Origin of the sequence: Peribacillus sp. NPDC096448 (genome assembly GCF_044762675.1) — a bacterium.
Classification (GTDB): Bacteria; Bacillota; Bacilli; order Bacillales; family DSM-1321; genus Peribacillus; species Peribacillus frigoritolerans_B.
In genome coordinates this window covers 12,740-29,387 of sequence record NZ_JBIWEU010000026.1, presented here as the reverse complement: position 1 = coordinate 29,387, position 16,648 = coordinate 12,740, and the positions used below count along the sequence as shown (strand labels likewise).

The following is a 16,648-nucleotide window of genomic DNA, read 5'->3' as shown; positions in this document are numbered from 1 at the left end:
CCTTCACATGCCAAAAAAGCCCCTACCCTCCAAATGCGGCAATTAGGGACTTTTCTTTTTTCGGCTTATTTTGTTCGCTAAGGATTTGAATAAAGAAATGGAAAGGCATATTTAGCACTTCATTGATGTCCTTCCCGTTTTTCGCTAAGTCAAAGATGAGTTTGTCCATGTATTCCTTTTGTTTGGCAGGAGAAAAGTCCTCATCCGTTAACCTTTCTTCTCCATATACTTTTTTGTTTCATCATTTTGGTACCCTCGTGAGACGAATAGAATTTGTTCTTCAAGTATAAGAGCAGCATCGGGTGCATGCAGGCCATTGATTAAGTCTTGGGTCGAAAATTGCTTGTTGTAAATTTTATTGGCTACAATATCAATCATCCTATCGAACAATTCTTTTTCAGTTAATGTTTCCTTTTCGATTTCTTCTTGAATATCAACAGCCTCATATACTACGGAAAAAGGGATAAAAACAGGTGTTAAGTATGTTTCGGTAATGACTTCTCCTTCTTTTACTTCCTTCACCAATTTGATCATATTACGTTTCAAGTTAGCCATTTTCAACACGTCTCCTTTTCTAATAAAAAAAAGCAGGATTACTCCTGCTCACTGATTTCCTTGATTAGTGGTTTGCCAATCTTGTTTTTAGATGAAGAAAGTTCCTTGATTCTTTCTTCATCAATTACAGCGTCAGCACGTCGAGGGTAAATGTCACCATTAATGTAAATAATATTTTTGTCATTCAAATCTTTAAAATCATGAATAACAACATATTTTTTGGGAGCTTCACTTAACTCCTGTTCATTTTGACTAATCTCGACTGCTTCCCCTGCCGCATTTATTTGGTCGGATTTTTGAAAATCTTCCAAGTTGTTTTCCTGCTCTGTATCTACTATTTCTTCACTTTTTACTATATCTTCTTGTTTTTTTCTAGCCATTTAACTTACGCTCCCTCTGGTACTGATGTACCTGGATATGGTTTACCGAATACTGCAGTGAACAATGCATCACGCTGTACAGTTACACCTTTAGCATCCCGACCAAAAATAACCGATTTTTCCTCATTGAAGCCAGCAACTTCACGATCCATAAATTCAGCAGAAATCTCTTCAGAAGAAAATTCAACGCCATCTTCTTTTGTTTTGCCTTCCATATTCGGGCGCATGAAAATACCTTTCGTTAAGCCTACCCATTCTTTTGATCCATCTTCATAAGTTTTTGCAAACACACAAGCCACATATGGAGGTGTGTCGTTAGAACCATAAGAATATAAGCCTCCTGCTGTTTTCTCCAATCCAAACAGTACAGCTTTATCTTCATCAGGCAACTTATGGAACGCAGATGTAATGGTCGTATTCCCACTGGAAACTGCAATTTCAGCCGTTTGATTATCACCATAAGCTCTCACTGCTTCCTGTGGCATTTCAATACTGATAGTTTGTAAAAACTTTACTCGTTCTGGTGTTCCCAGGGTTACTGCAGTCCCTGTTTCATCAATCGCTGCATAGTAAAATTCATCTACCCCTGTGGAAGATCTATAACTTTTTTCCGGCATTCTACTTCACTCCTAATTTAAGTTTTTTAAATCTCGAATTCTTCTGTGTAAGCCTTGCCTCGATACCTTCGAGCATCTCGATAGATACCTGTGTCCTCATCGTACTCATCCACACCGCCAGCAAAATAACCAAACCCAATTGATCTCATAGACTTTTGAACACGCCTGGACAATTCCTTTGTCACTAACCGGTTTTTAGTCCATACATCAATTTGATATAGGTAATCGTCTGTGATGGGCTCGTTATCACCATAATCTGCTGATTGTGGAGGGCCTAACGGATCGATGACGATGTATGGTCCGGTTAAGTCACCAGTAGGTGGATATTCGTAAAATTTAATGCGCCCAGATGCTTGCTCTTTGATGTACTCATCAGCAAGAAGTGCATTGTAAATAACCATCATCATATCCATTAGATTCCCTCCTTTATCACCCTTTTGATGGTATCACGATATTGTTTCTCCGCATTTCTCATGGCTCTGGCTATTGCTCCCTTACCTTTTGGGTTCGGATTTTTTACTGTACCAAATTCATTCAGGTGAATAATCCTATAACGATTTTTAGGACCACTCCAATGAATCTTTATCGTACGGGAACCATTCACCCACATTGGTTCGGAAATAGTCATTTCATCAATTGTGGCACCTGTATCTTTAAAGGATTCAAACTGACTTTTTAATTCCCTGACAAAAACCTCAGCACCTTTTTTTAGGGCCATATCACTTAATTGCTGCATCTTCAATTTCCCTATATGTTTTTCTATGTCCGCAATCAATTTCTTTTCACCTGTCAATTTCACACTCATTCGGTTAGCCCCGCCACAATCGTAATAAAATCTTTGTTTTGCAAGTCAGGTTGAACGTGTTTGACGTTATATCGCTTGTCGCGGTATTCAGGAGCATCGATTGAAAGATAATGCTTGTTATTGGGAATATAATCGGCCTGTGGATCTCTTATCTTGATGGTGATATCGGATAAGGTCCCATTTGCTTTTGCTAACTCCAAATCTTTCAGCCATACATTATCAATTTTGGCCCATGCCTCATAGAGATTTCCTTTTTCAGACTCACCAGGTTCCGGACCCTCATTTGCTCCATACTTATAAAACGTAATGGGAGTGCGTAAATCTCCTGTGTTCACCCTTGGTGGGTTATATTTAAACGGCTGCATCAGTATCCCCCTCCGGTATTAAAGAAAGCCCTAAGCTTGTGATTTGACTTAAGAAATTGTCATCAAAATACTCCAGAGCATCATTGTAAGCATAACGAGTACGTTCGAATATAAGTTCCTTTGCTCTCTGATCAGTATCCTTTTCGCCATTAATATCAAACTCTCCACAACTGCTTTTTATCGCAGAAATAGAAAAGGACAACAATCTTTTTAAATTGTCGTCCTCACTCGTATGGGAAATATGCATGCGTTCTTTAAACTCTTCTAATAAATTAGTAGAGATGTCCAATCATATCACCCCCGGTTATGCGCCTGCAGGTGCATTTAATTCAAGAGTGTACACTTGTGATGCATAATTGTCTTTCGGCTTACCTGTCGCATATTGCTTAGCAATATAAAGGGTAGCATCTTCCAAAGCTAATGTTTGATCGTATTTCTTCACTTCCATAGCTCCACCAATAGCTGCAATGTACTCCCCGCGAACAAAGAATACCACTTTGCCTTTTGGCACAAACATGGATTCCGTGATAACTGGATTAAATGGCAGGCTTGTCACGTATATACCAGCAGCGTTTTGAACTGTTGCATTAGCTTGAATGCTAAAGTTATCGAATGGATTGACAACCATTACAACTTTTCCGGCCACATTGCGAACTCTTTCTTCATTATTCGCTCCGACTGTACGAATAGACAGTTTTTCCACAACGCCTTTTAATTCATCAATTGTTTTGCGGCCTGGCTCAAATGTAAGAGTGCCGGCAGATGCTTTGTCTGGATATACCCCATCCACAACGGCACCTTTTAGGTCTTTCAAAAGACCAATTGGCATGCCTTTTCCATCACCGGCAACATACCCACGTTCCAATCCAACTGTCATAGCTTCCACAATCATCGTACGGACATAGCGTTCTACCCATGCTGGTCCAAGATTAAGCATGTCATTGGATAATGGAATGAATGCTGTTAATTTAAGTTGGCTGATTTTTTCTTTACGGAACGTAGCATTTAATTGCCCTTGGATTCCCCCAAATAATTCGCCCCATACTGCCATACCTTCAGGATCACCATAGATGTATTCAGTTACAGCACCAAGATTTTGAATGCCGATTTGTTGTAATAAAGGATGTGCTTGTACTAAGTCCTCAAAAATGCGCTCTTGTGTAGTGACCGGTAAAGTAGCATTTTCTTTGAAACCACCATCTTCAATGACAACATTAAAGAATCTTGTTTCTTCACTTGTAAGTACATTAGAACCTCTGGCTTGCATGATTGAGTTGTCAGCCATATGCGTATTAACTTTCGCCATAATGTCCCCCTGGACGTCTGATGCGAGTGCCTCAAGCATATTATTTAACGCTGTTGCCTGTTCTTCAGCACTTCCTTCTTGTGTTGCTAAAGCAAATGCCTGTTTTTTCTCAGTGAAGTTACTAAATTTTATTGTCATTTTCCATTCCCCCTATAAATTTAAAAAGAGACTGCCCAAGTTCTGTTTAGATGCAACAGGATCAGGAACAATCTCTTTTGGTTTTAATTCATTTGTAATTTCATTTTTAAGTTCAGCAAACATTTGTTTTAAAGTGTTTTCGTCGATGCCTGATGTTGATGCAGAGATAGGTTGCTTGGGAGCAACAGAAGCCGATATTTTATTATTAAATTCTTTTGCTTTGTTTTCAAAGATTTCAGACTCAACTTCTTCTGGTTCAGCATCAATAATTTCATCAATCAACCCATATTTTAAAGCCTCTTCAGCAGTAAGATATGTTTCATCATCGAGTAATTTTTTCATGGTATCCTCATCTACCCGATTGGTATATGATTTAAGTACAGCTTGGCTTACCTTTTCTACATTATCAGCTGCTTTGCGAAGTTTGTTAGCATCGCCCATAGCGTATGTTTGAGCATTGTGAACCATTAGCATTGTATTGGCATGAGCTTTAATTTTATCAGCACCCATACAAATAACTGATGCAGCACTTGCTGCCATTCCAGTTATCGTTACTGTAACAAATCCTTTATGATCTTTAAGAGTATTACAAATATCAATTCCTAAAAAGGCATCACCACCATAAGAATTAACGGATAAATCAATATCCTCATCTTCTTTAATTGACTTCATATAGTAGTTAAAATCCCAAATACTTGAATTCCAATTAATAATGTCACCCTTGATTTTATGCTTCATCTTTTCTCACCTCCTTTAAGTGCTTCTGAACTTTCTTGATAGTTTTTGGTGATAACATACTTGTCCAGCATCTCGTCTCCCTCCACTCGTTCAGCTCCTAATGCTTCACGCAATTCATTGCCATTAAAGATGCCGGCGGCCCGGAGCTTGTCAGCAGCTGCTGCCACATCAAACATATTACTGTAAGAAACCCGTTTAGTTTCCATCTTCTTTCCTGCAAGGAATTCCTTTTTATCAATCATCTTGGCATTCAATTCATCCTTGATTTTTTTCAAAAATGGGTCAATACAAAATGTCATGTAATTTCGTGTTGGCTTTTCTACATCAGCCATATCACCGTGTAGTAAGGAAACTGGAATGCCTAAAGCTTTGGCAACCTGATCTAAAAAACCATCAATTACCTTGGCGACTTCATCCACACTCTGAAGCTGAGTTGTATTCTTCATTTCCTCTAATTTAAATCCCTTTTGTTGTGGAACAATAGCTACTGACTTGTAGGTAAAAGCATTGTAAATTTTGTTTATATAATTCTGTAATTTTTCATGTCCTTTTTCTGACTTATCAGTGATAGCCTCTACATCAACAAGCCCACGTATTTGATTCTTGCGATTCTGAAACTCTATTATCCTGGCAAACAGTTCTCCATAATCAGAATACAAACCGTCAAACAAAGTCGATAACTTTTTATTGCTATATTCCAGATAAATAACATTACTCATTTGAAATGTCCTGGAAAATGTATAGTCTTTAATCGTTACATCTTTGAATGAATCATTGACCAGGGCATACTCAATCCGCGTGAAAGAATCAGCAATTAATAAATCTTGTGTATCGGACTGGATGATTAAACATTCATTGTCATATATCAGTTTGTGAACAACAGTTTGCCAAAATTGGCTTGCTGACATGTTTGGGTTCGGTCTGACGTTTAGCCGGTAATACATTTCGTCCTTCACAATTTTTTTATCCTTTTTCACAAAAAATTCCGATTGGCTAATGGTGCGACCAATCATATTAATACAGGTTTGGATTGCCAATTGTTTCATGTGAATTTTATTGGACGTATCTTGGATTAAATCAAAGTCCAACATAAATTCAAGTTCTTTATTTCTGCTTTTCACTAAATCCAGAAATCCCAATTTCTCACCTTCTTTTTTAAAGCTTTGTTAAACATTATTGTTGATCTTTGAACAAATAAAAGAGACCACTTATATTGTGGTCTTCTTTAGTGAATCCTAAGAACTAACGCACTTGTTAATTCAATAAAAAAAGCTCTCTTATTATCATTTATGTAAATCAAAATCAGTGATCTACTGATTATTTCGGAAAAAGCCTCGGAAAAACCAAGGCTTTTTTCATCATTAGAACGCTGTCCGGGAATTAGCTAGTCGTCAAACCCCTGCACCACTCGATAGAACAGGATGTAGTTGGCATCGTCTCCGTTAAACGTCTGAGAGCGGAGTCCTTGATTTAATTCAGACTCACTTATAACGATGGTACCAAGGTGATCGTCCTCATCGATGTCGTCCTCATCAAAGAGAGACACTATTGCCTCTCCGTCGATGCGTCGATTCATATCCATTTGCAGCGTCTGTCCAGTTGCGATGTCGGCAGTGTCAGCGCCTTGTGGGTACAGATGGCTGCCGTTGTAATGCATATAGATCTCATCATTTCCATTATCTTCCGTTTCTAGGCATTGAAGCCTTACAAATCTCACTTCGTTGGGCATCATGAAACCTCCTTTCCCCTTCTGGATGATTGCCACGCTGGCACTTTCAGATAGGCGGGCTGCTTCTCGTTGAAAGACGGGAAGATCCTGTGGGCGAGAGAGGGCTGCTACATTCTCACCCGCGACGTCCACCAGGTCGAGCGGGCCCGCCGGTTCAGTACCCCAGCCCATCAATCATCACCGGGCGTGCTTCGGATGCAAAATCTTAATATACATCGCATCATAAACTTAATTTAACCAAACTAAGACATTTTATGTATTAGATAAACTAATCTTTAGTCTTCCCTTGATAAATTCTGAAAACCGCCTTATTTTCAAATACTTAAGCTGCCATTGCGGCAGAGTAATATTCCTCCTGTGTAAGGGACAAAAAAATTCAAGACAAAAAATCAACAACATCCTTTAACAGACCCTTTTAAAAATCTATATCGTCTAAGAAAAAGTCCACATCATCGATTAGTATTTCATCCGCTTGCCATAAGGCGTGAATGAGTGCTTGGAATCCATCTGTCTTTCGTTTAAACTCATCCTTTTTTAAATACTCTTTATTTCCATCTTTCTTGATATGGACATATACATTATTCGTATACCAACGCATAAGAGGATTGTCCCCAAAGATAATATGATTGTTTGCAAATAGAGTTTCTACTCGTGGGGCTAAAAGGGAATGAATCGATTTGGGATTACGGATGTACAATAACGTAAATCCCTCTTCCTCCAATGCGCTTTTTACTAAATCGAGTCTAAAGGTATCAGCAACAATTGTATTAACTCCATACTTTTCACGCTTCTCCACAAACCAATTAACAATATGCTTGATATTAATAACAGGTTCATCGACAATGGTTAGCAGCCCTTTTCCTTCCCACTCTTTGAGTTTAGGTGTGATTTTTAACTTGACTGTATCAATAAAACCTTTGCGGACAAAAGAATGAGTTTTCCAAATGTAATCCTCGCCAACCTTAAACAATAATCCTACTGATGCAAAGTCTTTGATGCTGGCGAAGTCAAGGCCTCCCACAGCAGTACGATGTTCAAGCTCTGGAATAAGTCTAAGAGTTTCCCCATCTTCTTCATAACCAGTTCTCATTATTTCTTCCCAGCTGGCTACTGATTTAGCTAGGTCTACCTCGGGGATATTCATTCGCTTAGTCATAAATTCTTCACGATTAGATGGGTCGTTAGCTAGATCCTTATATTCTTCTTGGACCGTATAAAAAAGCCCTTCTGCATAATCGCTTCTAGGCTCACAAAACATGGGATTAGCTTTCTCCCATGTGCTTATATCTTCGACTTCTTCCGCTTTATCCAGCTTACAAATATACGGAAAAAGGGAATCGTTTAATTCTTTTCCCTCAAGGATATTGTTGGCGCGTTCTTTCATTTTATCGAGATATCCTTCACGGACATAACCGTCTGTACCAATAAAAAACTCTCGTGGATTTTTGACTTTTCCTAATCCACTAGAAAATACTCGAACGACTTCATTTGTTTCGTACTGATGGATCTCATCATAAATGACACAGCCATCACGCAAACCATCCTTCGTGGAGGCGTTGGACGTTCGATATTTAACAATACTCTTTGTGGCATTATTTTTTATTTCCACTTTTGTTTTATAAAACATTTCTTCAAGAACTTCATGTTCTTCAATAGTCTCATACATTTCCATAAAGGAAGTTTTAGCCTGGTCCTCCGAGTTTGCTACTATGGAAACATTGTACTTTGGGATACCATGTAATTCACTTATGAAGAAATTCGTTAGGGCAGTAATTAGACCATTCTTACCTCCACCGCGCCCCATCATGATAAGGAATTTCCGAAAGAAGTTTCTTCCGTTTTCTTTATAAAATAAAAAAACAAATGCCGCTATGAACATTTGAAAGGGTTCTAATGGGAAATACCATTTCTCGGTAAACCTCTTGAAATTATTGATTTGTTCTTCATCGAAATATAGATCATCTCGAGACAAAACATGTTTATTAAGATATTCAATTAGCAGGACCCGCTCTTTATTTAGCTTTATTTTTCCTGTTTCATACAGTTTTATATATCCATCAACATATTTGTTCGATATCATATTAAATCACTCGCGTTACGCTTTAAAGGCTTTGGGTCCTCCCCATTGCTGAATTCAAAAGATTTCTCAATACTCAACAATGTAGCATTAATTTTATTCCGTTCGTTTATGAGAGGGTGGGCCTTCAAGAATTGCTGTGACCCATTTTTTGTTGTAAGAGTCTCTCCCTCTTTATTAATGATTTTGTTTATTTTTCTGAAGGATTTAACCAAATCTATATACCTTTCTACTTTATCAACTTGTACGAAATCCTGTTTATCAATCTTTGACATTAATTGTTTTTTTAGCTCCATCACACTCACCGGCATGTTACCCCCCCCCCTAACGTGAAAAAAATTGATCATAAATCTCGGAAATCGAGCCCCCTCCCCGGTCCCCGGTTTGAAAATATTTGACCAATCCTAGAATGGGGGGGCTTATTATCCTTCATCTGACTTCAAATAATTGCATCTTCTGTGTGCTAATTTAACATTATCCCAAGTGTGAGTCCCACCTTTTGCTACTGGAACGACGTGTTCGATACTTGGATAATAATCGTCGTTATGATCAGTCTTAGTATTAACTGTTTCACCGCAGAGATAACAACTATGTCGTTCCCTTCTTAACAACCGTTCAATAGCTATATCCCAATGAACTTTACCATTAGAAACAATTCGTTCTCTTCTCAACATTTCTTTTCTTCTGTAGTAATTTTTATCTCCACATTTTTCAGAACAAAATACCTTTAACTTATTTGTTGTAGAAAACCATTTACCGCACTCTTTGCATTTAATATTTGAGATCGGCTTCTTTTTAACTTTATATTCATATTTACATTTATAGCTGCAATACTTACTTCTATCTTGATGAGTGTCATATTCCTTATTGCAGTTAATACAACTCTTTATCCTTTTAGGTCTTGGTTTGTATACTTGTATAGGTGTAGGGTTATCTCTTAAGAATTTCACGTTACATTCATAAGAACAAAAAGTTCTTTCTTTGTAGTTATAAAATGTCGTATTGCATTGTTTGCATTTTTGTTTGTGCCCTCTGTTCTTTTTGTTATATTTTCCTCTACACTGATCACTGCAAAATTTAGTGGTCCTATACCTTGATAACTTTTCATTGCCACAATTCAAACAAACAATTGAGTAAGTCATTGTAAACCATCCCTCAAACTATAAGCCTATTATGACAGGTTTTACTACCACCGTTCATCATCCCATCTTTTCTTTTTCTGTTCTCCAAACACTCTGTCGTGCAGCATATTGTGGCAGTTCAAGCAAACCGTTTCGAGGTTATCTAATACCAACGCTAACTTTGGATAGTGTTCAATCTCATACTTATGATGAACGTTGAGCTCTACACTCTTACGTTCACCTTCTACTTTGATTGAGTCCACATGAACCTTGCCCTCTCGCTTACACTGTTGGCACTCACGATTGTCTCTATCCAATGCCTGCTGCCTTAGCTTGTTCCATGCCCCTGACTTATAGAAGGTTCGCTTCTGTTCTTCTGACTTATACTCTGTCACTTCCCCTCTACCTCCCTTAACATAATAAAAAGCGCTCTGTTTTGAGCGCTTCGCTTTTACTGTTTGGGTATTTTCACATTGGTATAATCGACATCAAAATAATTTGAATATCCACATTCTTGTTTAGGACAATAAGCTTTTAGACTCTTTGGTGTTTTATCTTCATTAGCTGTCACTAATGTAGCGCATTCCTTATTGCTAAACCGCGGTATTTTATAGACAGTGTTTCCCTTTTCCTTATAAAAGTAATACCACATAAAGCCATGCTTACAATCTTGACAAGTAGTCTCCCCTTCAATTAACATACAAAACACCTCCTAATGTACTACATATTCGCCAAAATAAGATAATTTCCTTCAAAACAAAAAGCACCCAATGAATGGATGCTTACTTATCTATTTATAGTTGCATTTATACCCAAACTAATGAGTATCTTTTGTTCTACTTCAAACATGGTTTTTTCATCTATAGATGAAACTTTATCAAAAATCCTAGTTTTATCTACAGTTCTTATATGTTCCAACATCAATATAGAGTTTTCTTTAAGCTTAAATTTATCTTTATCTAAATAGATATGAGTAGGAAAATTATTCCTCTTAATTTGTTTAGTCAATACAGCAATAATAACAGTTGGAGAATTTTCATTTCCTATGTCATTTTGTATTATTAGAGCAGGTCTCAGACCAGATTGTTCGGAACCAGCGACTGGAGATAAATCAATATTATATATTTCTCCCCTTTTGATTTCTTTCATAATACCCCCCCTTTTATTACTGGTTAATTCGACAAAAAGAACCAATTACCTTCTAAAGACATTCCCTTAAAATCATTCAAAGGGTTTTCTTTATATATTTTCTTTAAAGATTTTCTTTAGGAATTCTGCTTTAATGAAGGAAAAATTTTTAGAGTACTGCAATCGGAGTACTCTAGCGTACTGTAACTGGAATACCCTGACTGTACTGCAATTGGAGTACGGAACATTTGTTTGCAGATTTCCCATTAAAAAAAGCACTCAATAAATGAGCGCCTTACTACAGTACTTATTCTTTTTTGTAATCTTTAAACAGTGGAATTATTTCTTGAAACAACTGATCTTCGTGCTTTATGGACTCTAAGATTACATTTAAATCTACAAACAAAACTGCTAAAGCTTTCCTGAGATTGTAGAGCAGGCCATCTTCCTTTTTATTGGTCTTATATAGTTTCCTTTGTTCATTACTTAAAGAAGAAATAATATCTCCAATCTCTTTTTCAATTTGCGATGGTTGTAATTGGTGAGCCATAGTATTTCTTAACTTATTTAATTTTAGATAAGCTTTAGTCTCAGATCTATCTATAATCCCTAAAGCTACACATAAGTTTATTTTATTCGGATAATTTATGTCAGACATTCTAAATTCTTCCGGATGAGTAAAACGATTCTCTAATAATTCTATAATCTTCGCTTCGATATACAAATGGCCTCTTAAAATAACGTTTAATAAATCTGGAGAGTTTATTTCTTGAACAAACTGTTCAATCTCTAATTGAAATTCCTGTCCCAGTTCCAATTTATCTCACCTTATGAATCCTTAATATTTTTTATTCAGCTTCCAACAACACCTGGATCTAAGTATTCACTACTGACTACTCCTGGATCTTTCATTGTTCGCTCTCCCTTAATATCCTGACGGAATATATTGTTTAACAGTATATCCTTTGGCTTTATAACTTTCTATCATCCTTTGTTGTGAAGGTGATTGCATCTCATAATCAAGAGGTTCAACTTCTACATGAATTCCAGTTTCACTAAAGTTTTTCACTGGCGAATCATCATCTTCAAAACAAGATATAATATTTCTGACTAAAAAATATGAAGTACCATCTTCCTCTGTAAATTGAATATACTCACCTTTTTGAGGAATTCTGTTACCTTTTATAGGAGCTGAAAAATTTGCTTCTCCCCCATCTGGTGGAACTACTACAATATTAAATTTCATTTCAAAACACCCCTTTCTGCCTATTACATTCGACACAAAGGTTTATTTTCCTTCTTTATCCATAAATAGACGACACCTTTTGAGTCTGCCCCTTTTCTTATTCTCGATGATATAAATCCTTAGCTTCCAACCGTACCTGGGTCAAGATGTTTACTTCCGACTACGCCTCGATCATTACACATAACCTATAAGTAATCACTGCTAACTACTCCTGAATCTAACATATTATTAAAATTTACTATTTTTTTCTAAAAAACTAATAGAAGGTATACCAAAAAGGTAGTTCGAAATAAATAAATAGTTTAGAATCATTTGTAAGGCATTTTTAGAAAAGGAATGATATTAGTTATGCTATTAACTCAACTTCAAGTTAACGATTGGAATCAATTCGAAAATATATCTATTAATTTCCACCCGAAATTAACTGTGATTACTGGTGCAAATGGCTCTGGAAAGAGCACCCTAATTAGATTAATAGGCCGAATAATAGGTTGGCAATATAATGAAAATGGAATTCCCAGTTCCAAAAAATTTAAATTAAGAGGGCGATTTAACTCAGGTATAAGATCCTCTAGGTTAAATTTTGATAATGATACTACGAATACACAGATTGGTTCTATAAAGACTGAAACTGGTGGATATAAAATTTTTGTACCAACACATTCTGAAAATGCCGTATATAATGTATTTTGGCAACATGAGGGAACTACAGGAAATTTGAACGGGCTTAACATCCCTTCTCACAGATTGCCCTATTCATATAAAAAACTAAATTCTATTCCAGTTAAACCCCAATCAAAGAAAGAGGCCTTCAATCATTTCACTAATTCAGTAAAGAAAAGATTTTTACAAAATCAATATTATAACCCTCAAGATGACGATCCTACTTTACATATGAAATCAACAATGATGTCATTAGCTGTTTTTGGAAAAGGTAATGAACATGTTTCTAGTGATAAAGAAGCTTATGATCTTTTTCTTGGATTTGTAGAAGTTCTTAAAATGTTACTACCCCCATCTCTAGGCTTTAATAATATACATATTAAAGATGGAGAAATTCTTTTAATAACAGATACAGGGGATTTTTTACTAGACTCTGTATCTGGTGGGATTGGTGCCATAATCGACTTAGCATGGCAAATTTATATGTATGATGAGGGAAAAAGTGAAAATTTCATCGTATTAATTGATGAAGCAGAGAACCACCTACATGCTTCGATGCAAAGAAGTTTGTTGCCTGATTTAATTAAAGCATTTCCAAATGCACAATTCATTATTTCGACTCACAGTCCTTTTATGGTGAATTCTGTTCAAGACTCATCTGTCTATGCACTCAGCTATAATGAAAATAAATTAGTCTGCTCACAAGCACTTGATTTTGAAAATAAAACTGCTAATGCAGCTGAAATATTAAGGGATGTATTGGGTGTACCTGTTACTTTTCCTATTTGGGTAGAGCATGAAATTAAAAAGGTAATAGAGAGGTACTCAAATACTGAATTAAACGCAGAAAATTATATACAACTTAAATTAGATCTATCTGAATACGGACTTAGCGAGTATTTGCCCCAAGCATTAAGTTTCATGCGAGGAGGAAATTAGGTGATTGCTTTAGAAAAAGGAGAAAAACCAGAGATTCTTGTTAATAAAGAGGAACAATGGTTAAGCCAGCTTACAGTGGCATTATCTAAAGGTAGTCCTATACCAAATACAATACAAAATCGATATAGGCACTTAGACATTAAAGTAGGCTTATTAAAGGAAACAAATAATAAGTGTGCTTATTGTGAAAGCAAAGTGTTACATATTGATCATGGCGATATTGAGCATATTGAGCCAAAGAGCTTAGTTCCGAGTAAGACTTTCGATTGGTTTAATCTGACCATAGCTTGTAGGAAATGTAACCAAAATAAAGCTCAGTATTATAATACAAATTTACCTTTATTAAACCCCTATACTGATAAAACTGAAGAAGAAATTATTTTTTGTGGACCACTACCTTTCCCTAAGCCAGGTAGCAGTAAAGCTAAAATTACAATCAAAAAATTACAACTTGACCGTGTTGATCTTATTGAAAAAAGAATTGAATTACTTAATCAGATCCAACCATTACTTGACTGTTATGAAAATGAACAGGATGCTGAATTAAAAAAACTTCTGCTTCAAGACATCCAAAGTTATAAAGAAAAGAATAAGGAATTCAGTTCCATGGTAACATTCTTCTTAAAACAATTTAATTTAACGTATGATAATAGTCAATCCGCCTAAACAAAAAGCCACGTATATAGTGGCTTTTCTAATTTATTTTTTCGTAATTGCTATATTCAAATTTAGCGCAAGTCTATAAAAAGATTTCCATCGAACCTTCGCATATGTCATTGCACTAATTGGTGGTTGAAACTTGTGACAATACACATTAAAATCTGTTAAATAATCCCCATCCTGAGACATATACCTTTCCTCAATTAAAAAGCTTTCCATCTTTGGCAACCTGTTAACCGCTCGTTCAACCATTCACAGTATTCTTTTCTATACCGCTGCTGATCTGCATTATATATTGCAATAGAACCAGTTTGATCAGTGGTCATATTAGTAGGACCATGATATCGAACTTCTGAGCTGACAGTAACAGATGCCTCACGTTCTTCAAAGATTAAGTAAATATATAAGCGATATTTTCTCTAATTCAGCCTCAACAGCCGATTGAGTCGCATTTCTATCTAATTCAGGTAAAAAAGGGGATAAGCCGAAACAGCTAAAAACCATCACACCTTATTTAGAAGTCTTCTTCAAAACTTCCATACTATCACTTTATCACATTCAAAATGAATAAGTGTCCGTTTATCGTTCGCGAATCGTTCAGAAATCGTTCACGAATCGTTCGTCCTAAATTTAGATAGTAAATCATTGCTTTCCTTTTGCCTCTTCAATGATGGAATGAAAATACCCCTTTGAATTAGCTATAATCCAGATTGTGTATAATTCACAGGCACCCACCTTTTCCTACAGGCCCAAGGGAATATCACGTTTACTAAAAATGAATTGAACAACCGCCAGGTTGAAGTGAATTAAAAGGACAAAAGCAAAATAACCTACAAAAAAGAGGAAATCACCAATCGATTTTCCCCTGCATTTTATTGAGTTCATCTTGTTTAATTCCGATGTAAATTAAGGTTTCTCGTTGATCCGTGTGATTCAGGATCTGTTGAAGGGCTACGACATCGTTGAATTTCTTGTAATGATTATACCCGTACGTCTTTCGAAGGGAATGGGTCCCGATTCGTTCCAGTCTGAATTCCTCCGCCAACTGACTCAAAATCACATAGGCCATTCCCCTTGTAATCGGCTTGTTTTTTCCGTTTCGACTTTTAATCAAATACTCATTCGAAGGTTTTTCTTTCACATAACTGCGGATCGCCCTTTTCAATTCATTCGACATCTTTACTTCTTTATGTTTATCCGTCTTCTTTTCCTTCAGGACAATGTCCCATCCTTGCACATCCCTTACCCGTAAACGAAGAATATCCGAGATACGTAGGCCTGTATGGATTCCGAGCAAAAACATAATGTAATTTCGTTCATTATTCTGTTTCAGGAAGTCTTTCATATCCTGCAGCAGGACCTTATCACGAATGGGTTGGACCACGTTCATTCGAAACACCCCCTTTATTGTAGACTTCGATTTTCAAGGCGAAGGCCAGGCGCAACATGGCCTCTCCTTTAATGGCATAATACTTGGTTTTTCCTAGCCCTAATTCAGTCCAAATTAACAAGTCGTAACCGTGTTGATCATGGAGAAGATACTTTTTCACCATGATCAATTTCTCGATATCTTTCAAACTGTTCACCGCATCGTGCATTTTAGTTAAACAATCCGCTCGGTTTTGCTCAAATTCAATCCGTTCAAGTGCTGCATCTTCCGTGCTGGAATGAAACACGTTGGTGTTAGAAGGAGGCACCAATGAATAAGAGGGTGTCACTTTTGGCATTAAAAAGATAGGTAACGTGATTAAGAAATCCCGATATTCCGCAATCGCCTTCTCGACTTCTCTTTTAGTCTTTTTTTCATCAACAACCGGCATATCACTTCTACTTTTCATGTGTCCTGACACCTCTCCTTCTGTTCTTTAGGAAATTGACGTTCTGGTTTATCATAAGCATATTGTACATAACGACTTGGCTTTACCGGACTGAGAGCACCCGTGCGTTTGTCCATCCGATAAGGGTTCACTTGGCGCTTCATCATTTGCTCAGTCATCTAATAACGACCTCCTATTATGTTTTAACACTCCACCACTACGCTCCATTTTCGGTTTATATTTGCCAATTAATCCGTACAATTCGCGATGACTGAACTCTTTAGCCTTCCGTGCTACTATTTGCTTTTTACTTCTCTGATCCATCCCTTTGCCCCCTTAGAAAAATAAAAAGGACACCAAACGA

The 16,648-nt window shown here is 36.7% G+C and carries 25 protein-coding genes; 2 read left to right on the top strand and 23 right to left on the bottom strand.

From position 1 onward, the window contains the following. Nucleotides 1-22: 22 nt before the first annotated feature. The 20 genes from gpGT to ACIQ0C_RS24775 form a co-directional block, all read right to left on the bottom strand. Nucleotides 23-169, bottom strand: a complete 147-nt coding sequence (gene gpGT / locus ACIQ0C_RS24870; protein ID WP_374116811.1) for a phage tail assembly chaperone GT — start codon at nucleotides 167-169, stop codon at nucleotides 23-25. Between the two features lie 38 nt (nucleotides 170-207). Beyond that, nucleotides 208-555, bottom strand: coding sequence for a phage tail assembly chaperone G (gpG, locus tag ACIQ0C_RS24865; protein ID WP_403065025.1), 348 nt, complete (start codon nucleotides 553-555; stop codon nucleotides 208-210). A gap of 38 nt (nucleotides 556-593) precedes the next feature. Continuing rightward, nucleotides 594-935 carry a hypothetical protein gene (locus tag ACIQ0C_RS24860; RefSeq protein ID WP_403065022.1) on the bottom strand — a complete coding sequence of 114 codons (342 nt, stop codon included), beginning with the start codon at nucleotides 933-935 and terminating at the stop codon, nucleotides 594-596. 5 nt (nucleotides 936-940) lie between these two features. Further along, a complete protein-coding gene (locus ACIQ0C_RS24855) occupies nucleotides 941-1,552 on the bottom strand; it encodes a major tail protein (RefSeq protein ID WP_403065019.1) in 612 nt (203 codons plus the stop codon). Between the two features lie 26 nt (nucleotides 1,553-1,578). After that, complete coding sequence (gene gp17, locus ACIQ0C_RS24850) at nucleotides 1,579-1,965, bottom strand: DUF3168 domain-containing protein (protein WP_258832823.1); 387 nt, start codon at nucleotides 1,963-1,965, stop codon at nucleotides 1,579-1,581. Next, complete coding sequence (locus ACIQ0C_RS24845; RefSeq protein ID WP_403065015.1) at nucleotides 1,965-2,357, bottom strand: hypothetical protein; 393 nt, start codon at nucleotides 2,355-2,357, stop codon at nucleotides 1,965-1,967. The genes gp17 and ACIQ0C_RS24845 overlap by 1 nt, the downstream gene beginning before the upstream one ends. Next, nucleotides 2,354-2,722 carry a phage head completion protein gene (locus ACIQ0C_RS24840; RefSeq protein ID WP_403065012.1) on the bottom strand — a complete coding sequence of 123 codons (369 nt, stop codon included), beginning with the start codon at nucleotides 2,720-2,722 and terminating at the stop codon, nucleotides 2,354-2,356. The genes ACIQ0C_RS24845 and ACIQ0C_RS24840 overlap by 4 nt, the downstream gene beginning before the upstream one ends. After that, nucleotides 2,709-3,011, bottom strand: a complete 303-nt coding sequence (locus tag ACIQ0C_RS24835) for a head-tail connector protein (RefSeq protein ID WP_403065009.1) — start codon at nucleotides 3,009-3,011, stop codon at nucleotides 2,709-2,711. Before ACIQ0C_RS24835 ends, ACIQ0C_RS24840 begins: the two co-directional genes overlap by 14 nt. 15 nt (nucleotides 3,012-3,026) lie before the next feature. Beyond that, nucleotides 3,027-4,166, bottom strand: coding sequence for a phage major capsid protein (locus tag ACIQ0C_RS24830; RefSeq protein WP_403065006.1), 1,140 nt, complete (start codon nucleotides 4,164-4,166; stop codon nucleotides 3,027-3,029). 12 nt (nucleotides 4,167-4,178) lie between these two features. Further along, nucleotides 4,179-4,904, bottom strand: a complete 726-nt coding sequence (locus tag ACIQ0C_RS24825) for a head maturation protease, ClpP-related (RefSeq protein ID WP_403065003.1) — start codon at nucleotides 4,902-4,904, stop codon at nucleotides 4,179-4,181. Beyond that, nucleotides 4,901-6,043 (bottom strand): phage portal protein, encoded by a 1,143-nt coding sequence (locus tag ACIQ0C_RS24820; RefSeq protein WP_403065000.1) that lies wholly within the window; start codon nucleotides 6,041-6,043, stop codon nucleotides 4,901-4,903. The genes ACIQ0C_RS24825 and ACIQ0C_RS24820 overlap by 4 nt, the downstream gene beginning before the upstream one ends. Before the next feature lie 245 nt (nucleotides 6,044-6,288). Beyond that, nucleotides 6,289-6,804 carry a hypothetical protein gene (locus ACIQ0C_RS24815; RefSeq protein ID WP_403064997.1) on the bottom strand — a complete coding sequence of 172 codons (516 nt, stop codon included), beginning with the start codon at nucleotides 6,802-6,804 and terminating at the stop codon, nucleotides 6,289-6,291. 244 nt (nucleotides 6,805-7,048) lie between these two features. After that, nucleotides 7,049-8,713, bottom strand: a complete 1,665-nt coding sequence (locus ACIQ0C_RS24810) for a terminase TerL endonuclease subunit (protein ID WP_403064994.1) — start codon at nucleotides 8,711-8,713, stop codon at nucleotides 7,049-7,051. After that, nucleotides 8,710-9,021: a P27 family phage terminase small subunit gene (locus ACIQ0C_RS24805; protein ID WP_338150301.1), complete on the bottom strand. Its 312-nt coding sequence runs from the start codon at nucleotides 9,019-9,021 to the stop codon at nucleotides 8,710-8,712. The genes ACIQ0C_RS24810 and ACIQ0C_RS24805 overlap by 4 nt, the downstream gene beginning before the upstream one ends. Before the next feature lie 111 nt (nucleotides 9,022-9,132). Further along, the gene (locus ACIQ0C_RS24800; protein ID WP_403064990.1) at nucleotides 9,133-9,852 is read right to left on the bottom strand and encodes an HNH endonuclease; all 720 of its coding nucleotides are present in this window, start codon (nucleotides 9,850-9,852) and stop codon (nucleotides 9,133-9,135) included. Between the two features lie 44 nt (nucleotides 9,853-9,896). Next, nucleotides 9,897-10,226 carry an HNH endonuclease gene (locus ACIQ0C_RS24795; RefSeq protein ID WP_403064987.1) on the bottom strand — a complete coding sequence of 110 codons (330 nt, stop codon included), beginning with the start codon at nucleotides 10,224-10,226 and terminating at the stop codon, nucleotides 9,897-9,899. Between the two features lie 56 nt (nucleotides 10,227-10,282). After that, nucleotides 10,283-10,531, bottom strand: a complete 249-nt coding sequence (locus tag ACIQ0C_RS24790; protein WP_403064984.1) for a hypothetical protein — start codon at nucleotides 10,529-10,531, stop codon at nucleotides 10,283-10,285. Between the two features lie 86 nt (nucleotides 10,532-10,617). Further along, a complete protein-coding gene (locus ACIQ0C_RS24785; protein WP_403064981.1) occupies nucleotides 10,618-10,980 on the bottom strand; it encodes a type II toxin-antitoxin system PemK/MazF family toxin in 363 nt (120 codons plus the stop codon). A 286-nt stretch (nucleotides 10,981-11,266) separates the two neighbouring features. Further along, nucleotides 11,267-11,776, bottom strand: a complete 510-nt coding sequence (locus ACIQ0C_RS24780; RefSeq protein WP_403064978.1) for a hypothetical protein — start codon at nucleotides 11,774-11,776, stop codon at nucleotides 11,267-11,269. A 108-nt stretch (nucleotides 11,777-11,884) separates the two neighbouring features. Next, nucleotides 11,885-12,205 carry a hypothetical protein gene (locus ACIQ0C_RS24775; RefSeq protein WP_403064976.1) on the bottom strand — a complete coding sequence of 107 codons (321 nt, stop codon included), beginning with the start codon at nucleotides 12,203-12,205 and terminating at the stop codon, nucleotides 11,885-11,887. Between the two features lie 348 nt (nucleotides 12,206-12,553). On the opposite strand from ACIQ0C_RS24775, the gene ACIQ0C_RS24770 reads away from it, so the two are divergent. Both ACIQ0C_RS24770 and ACIQ0C_RS24765 read left to right on the top strand, forming a co-directional pair. Then, entirely contained in the window at nucleotides 12,554-13,807 is a 1,254-nt protein-coding gene (locus ACIQ0C_RS24770) for an AAA family ATPase (RefSeq protein ID WP_403064973.1), read from the top strand. Further along, a complete protein-coding gene (locus ACIQ0C_RS24765; RefSeq protein ID WP_403064970.1) occupies nucleotides 13,808-14,473 on the top strand; it encodes an HNH endonuclease in 666 nt (221 codons plus the stop codon). 841 nt (nucleotides 14,474-15,314) lie between these two features. Here ACIQ0C_RS24765 and ACIQ0C_RS24760 read toward each other — a convergent pair. From ACIQ0C_RS24760 to ACIQ0C_RS24750, 3 genes are read right to left on the bottom strand one after another with little or no spacing between them, the layout of a single operon-like run. Next, on the bottom strand, nucleotides 15,315-15,857 hold the full coding sequence (locus tag ACIQ0C_RS24760; protein ID WP_403064967.1) for a tyrosine-type recombinase/integrase: 543 nt from the start codon (nucleotides 15,855-15,857) through the stop codon (nucleotides 15,315-15,317). Next, nucleotides 15,832-16,305 carry an ArpU family phage packaging/lysis transcriptional regulator gene (locus ACIQ0C_RS24755; protein WP_403064964.1) on the bottom strand — a complete coding sequence of 158 codons (474 nt, stop codon included), beginning with the start codon at nucleotides 16,303-16,305 and terminating at the stop codon, nucleotides 15,832-15,834. Before ACIQ0C_RS24755 ends, ACIQ0C_RS24760 begins: the two co-directional genes overlap by 26 nt. Next, entirely contained in the window at nucleotides 16,302-16,463 is a 162-nt protein-coding gene (locus ACIQ0C_RS24750) for a hypothetical protein (protein WP_403064961.1), read from the bottom strand. The genes ACIQ0C_RS24755 and ACIQ0C_RS24750 overlap by 4 nt, the downstream gene beginning before the upstream one ends. Nucleotides 16,464-16,648 lie beyond the last annotated feature (185 nt).